This window comes from Amycolatopsis sp. NPDC058278, from assembly GCF_042881395.1.
GTDB lineage: Bacteria > Actinomycetota > Actinomycetes > Mycobacteriales > Pseudonocardiaceae > Amycolatopsis.
Window position 1 is genome coordinate 1 of record NZ_JBHVXZ010000242.1, and the last position, 5,384, is coordinate 5,384.

General features: G+C 68.8%; 5 protein-coding genes. 1 reads left to right on the plus strand and 4 read right to left on the minus strand.

Features of this window, described 5'->3' with window-relative positions; translation table 11 throughout:
• Nucleotides 1-12 precede the first annotated feature (12 nt).
• Nucleotides 13-378 (minus strand): RICIN domain-containing protein, encoded by a 366-nt coding sequence (locus ACFVYA_RS49370; protein WP_387055530.1) that lies wholly within the window; start codon nt 376-378, stop codon nt 13-15.
• A gap of 272 nt (nt 379-650) precedes the next feature.
• Here ACFVYA_RS49370 and ACFVYA_RS49375 point away from each other — a divergent pair, with 272 nt between their 5' ends.
• Nucleotides 651-3,506: an AAA family ATPase gene (locus ACFVYA_RS49375; protein WP_387055532.1), complete on the plus strand. Its 2,856-nt coding sequence runs from the start codon at nt 651-653 to the stop codon at nt 3,504-3,506.
• Nucleotides 3,507-3,869: 363 nt separating this feature from the next.
• Here ACFVYA_RS49375 and ACFVYA_RS49380 read toward each other — a convergent pair whose 3' ends face one another.
• From ACFVYA_RS49380 to ACFVYA_RS49390, 3 genes are all read right to left on the minus strand, one after another.
• Nucleotides 3,870-4,157 (minus strand): transposase, encoded by a 288-nt coding sequence (locus tag ACFVYA_RS49380; RefSeq protein WP_387055537.1) that lies wholly within the window; start codon nt 4,155-4,157, stop codon nt 3,870-3,872.
• Between the two features lie 88 nt (nt 4,158-4,245).
• A complete protein-coding gene (locus ACFVYA_RS49385; RefSeq protein WP_387055534.1) occupies nt 4,246-4,491 on the minus strand; it encodes a hypothetical protein in 246 nt (81 codons plus the stop codon).
• A gap of 50 nt (nt 4,492-4,541) precedes the next feature.
• Nucleotides 4,542-5,000, minus strand: coding sequence for a helix-turn-helix domain-containing protein (locus tag ACFVYA_RS49390; protein ID WP_387055535.1), 459 nt, complete (start codon nt 4,998-5,000; stop codon nt 4,542-4,544).
• Between the last annotated feature and the right edge of the window lie 384 nt (nt 5,001-5,384).

Sequence of the window (5,384 nt, forward strand, 5' to 3'; positions counted from 1 at the left end):
CAACTTAGTGACTTACCAGCTCTGGTTCGCGGAGTTGGGATCGCTGCCGGGCCAGCAGGTCCAGGTGCGGAAGCCGGCCGAGCTGTCGTCGATGCAGCGGCCCGTCGCCTGGTTCTTGAGCTGGCGGGTGCCGTCGCCCCAGATGTGCACGTTCCACTTCTGGTTCGTCGAAGTGTTGCAGGTCCAGGTGCGGAAGCCGGCTGAGCTGTCGTCGATGCAGCGGCCGGTCGCCTGGTTCTTGAACGTGTTCACCGCATCCGCGACCACCGCCGGCGAATCCTTCCCGCTGGCTGCGAACGCCGCGGGGACGCCGGTGACCGCTATCGCCGCGGTCGTCGCCATCGACAGGAATGCCGCCGTGAGCACTCGGTGTTTCATGATTTCCCTTTCGCGTTCGACAAGTGGTGAGTTCAACGATTGCCGGTCAGGCCACGGTGATCAGCCGACGGCCTTCGGCGACTTCGATGTGTCCTGCGAGACATGGGCTGGTGCGCTGCTCGCCGAGCTGACCACGGTCCTGTTCTGGGCCGCTGGTACGGCTCGGTGGGCAAACCAGGTGTAGGGCATTCGAGTTGTCCGGCGCCGGGGTGGTGACATCGGCCAACCAAGGGCCGGACAATGAACACCGCGTCTTGGGAGGGGGCACACTCATGCCACGACCGGAACGTCCGCTGGGTGCCGGCGACGACCCAGTGACCACCTTCGCCCGTGACTTGCGGAAGCTCCGCGAGACCGCGGGCAGACCGCCTTACCGGCGGCTGGCGCGCGAGGCCCACTACTCGACGACCACACTCTCGGATGCCGCCGGCGGGAAGACACTGCCCAGCCTTGCGGTCACTCTCGCCTACGCCCGCGCCTGCGGCGGAGACCCCGCCGAATGGGAGCAACGCTGGCGCCGGACCCACGCCCTGCTCGCTCCGCCCGCCGCCGTCACCGACAGCACCACCGGTGACGCGGACCCGCGACCGCCCTACCTCGGGCTCTCGGCGTTCCGAACCAGCGACGCCGGCCTGTTCTTCGGCCGCGACGCGCTCGTGGAGACGCTGCTCGACCGGATACGGCACCACCGGCTGGTCGCTGTCCTGGGCCCATCCGGGTCGGGCAAGTCATCCCTGGTGCACGCTGGGGCAGCCAAGGCCGGTCACCGGTCGGTCGTGACGTTCACACCCGGTGCATCTCCGCTCGAGGAATGCGCGCTGCACCTGGCCGCGTTCGCCGACGATTCCGCCAGGGTGCTGCACCGGGAGTTCACCGACGATCCCGTGAACGTCCACCTGCGGATCCGGCAGGCGCTGATCCACCACCCGCCGGCCGCCGAGCTGCTGCTGGTGATCGACCAGTTCGAAGAACTATTCACCCTGTGCACCGACACCGCGCAGCGGCAGACCTTTATCACCGCCCTCGCCCACGCGGCCACAGCGCCGCGCAGCCGGGTCCGGGTCGTACTGGGGGTGCGCTCGGACTTCGTCACCCACTGCGCCCAATACCCGCAACTGCAACCCGCCTTGGCGGAGGGCCGGGTTCTGGTCGGTCGCATGACCCCGGAGGAGCTTCGTGAGGCGATCGTTGGACCGGCTGTGGCCGCGCGCTGCACCGTGGAAAACGCGCTGGTCGTGCGTCTGGTCACCGAGGCAGCCAACCAGCCATGCGCCCTGCCGTGGGTTTCGCGCGTGCTGCTGGAGACCTGGCACCGCCGCCAAGGCATGACCCTGACCGCGGCCGGCTACGAACACACCGGCGGCATCGCCCACACCCTCGCTCGCACCGCTGAAACCGTGTACACCGGTTTCGACCCGGACCAGCAAGCCACAGCCCGGGACATCCTGCTGCGGCTGACGGCCCTTGGCGAGAGCACCGAAAACACCCAGCGCCGCATCGCCCGCACCGAGCTGGACGACAGCGACACTGTGCACGCCGTACTGAACACGTTGACGGCCGCGCGCCTGATCACGGTCGACCGCGACGGCATCGAGGTCGCGCACGAAGCCCTCATCACCCAGTGGCCACGGCTGCGTGATTGGCTGGCGGCCGACCGCGAAGCCCTGCACCTGCACCGCCGGCTCGCCGACGACGCCGCGACGTGGGAGCGGTGGCACCACGATCCGGACACCCTGTACTGCGGCGCCCTCCTCGCCCATGCGCGAGAACGGACCAAAATCGCGCTCACCACACGCGAACGCGCGTTCCTCGACGCCGGCTCCGCCGCCGAGGCCGCCCGGCACGCCGCCTCGCGGCACCGGTCCCGGCTCCTGCGGGGGCTGGCCGTCGTGCTCGCCGCACTGCTCGGCGTGACCACGTCAGCGACGCTGGCCGCGCTGAAAACCACGGAGGCGGACACCACTCAGCACGACACGGTGCTACCGCAGCCGGGCGTCGACGACGCTGCCACCCCACGGCTCGGCACGTCGGCGCTGGAAGCCCAGCTCGCGCTGGCCGCCTACCGCCTCAAACCCACGCCCGGCAACCGAGGCGCCCTCATCAGTGCGGTCGCCACCTCCCTCGACCACGTCCAGGAGATCAACTCGATCGCCTTCAGCCCGGACTCCCGCCTGCTCGCGACCGCATCCGCCGACCACCGCGTCTGGCTGTGGAACCTCGCCGCCCCCGCCCACCCGGCGCTGCTGGCTCTGCTCACCGGCCACACCGACGCCGTCAACGCAGTGGCTTTCGATTCCGGCGGAACGGTCCTCGCGACCGCCGGCCGCGACCGCACGGTCCGGCTGTGGGATATGCGCGACACCGAGCATCCCACCCAGCTCGCGGTGCTCACCGGGCACCGGGACGAAATCTCGTCCGTGGCTTACGCCCCGGACGGGCGCACGCTGGCAACCGCCGGCGACGACCACACCGTGCGGCTGTGGGACGTGCGCGTGCCGACCCGGCCGGTCGAGCTGCCGACGCTGACCACGCACCAGCGCTCCGTCAACTCAGTGGCGTTCAGCCCGGACAGCCGGCTGCTGGCCTCCGGCAGCGATGACCGCACCGCACGGCTGTGGGATGTCAGCGACCCCACGCGGCCGGCCCAGCGATCCTCGCTCACCGGCCACACGGACGTGGTGGTCACCGTAGCCTTCAGCCGAGACGGTCGTCTCCTCGCCACGGGCGGCGGCGACCGCACGATCCGGCTGTGGAACACCACTGGCTCGCCCGACACCACCACCGTGCTCTCCGGGCACACCGACGCCGTCTCCTCAGTGGCATTCAGCCCGGACCGGCGGCAGCTGGCCTCCGCCGGCTACGACTACTCCGTACGGCTGTGGGACATCACCGACTCATCCCCCGAATTGTCGGCCACTCTCACCGGCCACACCGGCGCTGTCGAGTCAGTCGCCTTCAGCGCGGACGGACAGCTGCTGGCAACAGCCGGCGACGACCACACAGTGCGCCTGTGGGACATGAACCCCGACCGTGCCGCAACCCGGGTTTGCGAAACCGCCCACACCCCCATCAGCCGGCAGGAGTGGTACACCCGATTCCCGGGGGTGAGCTACCAACCGCCGTGTTGATGGTCCCACGCCAGCCTGGTGCCCGACAGCGCTGGGCGGCCATCTCGGCCACCCTGCGTGGGCTCGCGTCTTCGCCACAGTGCCGGCCTGTTGGCCAAGCAGGGGAACGTTGAGCCGTTGCGCGCCCGCGCCGACAACGGCGACCGGCACGCCGCCGACCGGTTGGCTAGCTTGCTGGCGAAGCAGGGAAAGGTTCAGCAGTTGCGTTCCCGCGCCGACATCGGCGATGGGCACGCTGCCGACCGGTTGGCTAGCAGGCTGATCAAGCAGAGGCAGGTAAAGGGCGCCATCGAGGTACTGCGCGCCTGCGCCGACATCGGCGATGGGCCGGCCGCCGTCCGGTTGGCTAGTAGACCGTCGCTTCTAACCTTTGGGGTACAGGTGGCGGAGTTTGACACGTGCGTCGTCGGTGGTGAACTGCCAGTCGACTCCGCGCTGGTTGGTGTTGGTGGCGTGTTGCCAGGCGGCGAGTTCGGTGTTGAGGGTGTCGAGGTCGCTGATGCGGCGGTCGAGGCATTGCCGCGACAGTGCGGAGAGTTCGATCTCGGCGATGTTGAGCCAGGACCCGTGTTTGGGGGTGTGGTGGATCTCCAGGCGCTGGGCGAGGGCGAAGGCCTCGCCGGGTGCGAAGGCGTCGTAGAGCGAGGCGATGCTGTGGGTGCCCGAGGTTGTCCATGACCAGCACGACGGTCTGGGCGTCGGGGTAGTCGACGGTCAGGAGTTGTTTGACCTGCCCGGCTCAGTCGATCTTGGTTCGCTGGGCCAGGGCGTGGACACGGCGCCACCCGCGCAGGGGCTCGGTCCACACGAAGATCGAGCAGGTGCCACACCGGACGTATTCACTGTCCTGACAGGCATCGCGGCCTGGCCGGGCCGGCAGCGGATCGCGGACGTGGCCAAGAAGCTGGAAGGGTTTCTCGTCCATGCACACGACCGGGCGGGCGGGATCGCGCGGCCGGGCGTAGACCGCGAGGACGTCTTCCATGCGGGCGGCGAACTCGGCGTTCGCTCGTGGCGGGATGTTCCAGCACTTCCTCAGGTGAGGGCGCAGTTCCGTTTTTTTAGGACCCGGCCGATGGTGGAGTGATCCAGGTTGGGGATGTCCTCGGTGAGTTCGACGTGTTTTCCCAGCAGCCGCAACGACCACCGGGCATGCCCGGCCGGCGGAGCCGAGCACGCCAGGGCGATGAGCCGGGCCTCGACCTCACCGGTGACCGGGGACGGGACCGGCGGGAGGTCACGCTTCTTGCGGGAGATCGTGGCCAGGACATCGCCGCCGGTCTCAGCGAACCGCTTGGCGACCAGTCGCAGCATCTCGCCCGAGACCCCGAGCCGGGCCGCGATCACTTCCTTCGGATCGGGCTCGCCTGCCGAGCTGTCCAGCGCGAGCAGCACCCGTGCCCGCCTGATCGTCGATGCCGGATGCACACCTGTGGTGGTCAGCCGGATCCGCTCTTCACGATCCCGCGCCGACAACGTGACCGGCCGCTTCATCAGTGAGGCCATGACAACGGTCCTTGTCCGGCAGGGACAGGGACCTGCCGGACAACAGCCTCCCAGCCACAGGCACCACGACTAAGCAGCGACACGCTACTAGCTTTCTCGCGCGGGCGACATGCTCCAAACGTGTTGCCGCCTCGACGGGGTCTTCGTGCTCCCAGATTCTGACGACCAACCACCCCATCGCAGCCAAGACAGCGTCGGTATCGCGGTCACGCCTGGCGATACCGCGGAGTTGAGCCGCCACCAGCTCCTGTTCGCAACGGGAAGGTGACCGTGTTCAGGGGCCTATCTCGTGATCGGTGTTTCCGGCGTTGTTGATCAGTAGGTTTCGGCTCCCGGCCAGCGGTCACCGAAGGTGATGGCGAACGCGTTGAT